Origin of the sequence: Corallococcus exercitus, assembly GCF_003611585.1 — a bacterium.
Classification (GTDB): domain Bacteria; phylum Myxococcota; class Myxococcia; order Myxococcales; family Myxococcaceae; genus Corallococcus; species Corallococcus exercitus.
Window position 1 is genome coordinate 1 of record NZ_RAVW01000852.1, and the last position, 703, is coordinate 703.

Consider the following 703-nt stretch of genomic DNA (forward strand, 5'->3'; position numbering starts at 1 on the left):
GGCCCTGGGTGGGCGGCACCGCCGTGGGCGTGGTGGACAGGAAGAGGCCCACCGTGGAGGGCGGCGCGGACTGGGTGCCGTCGTTGCAGATGTTCACGTCCGTCCACAGCGAGCTGCCGGGCTTGATGCTCGCGGGCGCAGTCAGCGTGCGCACGACGAGGTCCGGGCCGTACCCCAGGCCGATGCGGGCCAGGGGGGACACGTTGTTGTCCTCGCGCAGCTCCTGGATCGACGCCATCGGGTCCACGATGGCCCCCACATACAGCTCCGGGTTCGGCATGACCGTCCCGGCCGGGACGTTGGCGTAGCCATTCACCAGGCGGGTCACGCACTCCCGTGGCTCCAGCGCCGGCACGCTGAGGGAACCCAGCGGCAGGCGGGACATGGGCGGAGGGCCGGCCACGACGCTCAGCGAAGGCTCGTTCGTGACGTACACCTCCACGGGCACGTCGGGGGACCGGACCGTGCCCACGTTGCACACCTTCGCGGTCGCCGTGAGGGGCTGGCCGGACTGCGCGTTGGTGGGGACGCTCAGCGAGACGACGGTGAGGTCGGGTTGCACGCCCACGCCCATCAGCGTGTCCGCGCGGGTGTTGTTGTCCTCGCGCAGCTCCTGCACGTTGCGCGGCAGGTCCACGATGGCGCCCAGGTACAGGGGCGCGTCATAGGGGCTCGAGGGCGGGCGGTTGGCGAAGCCCTGCGC

At 71.7% G+C, this 703-nt stretch carries 1 protein-coding gene; it reads right to left on the minus strand.

The features are described 5' to 3' along the window. The coding region (locus D7W79_RS42505; RefSeq protein WP_276375685.1) for a CARDB domain-containing protein at positions 1 to 703 on the minus strand (703 nt) is incomplete at both ends.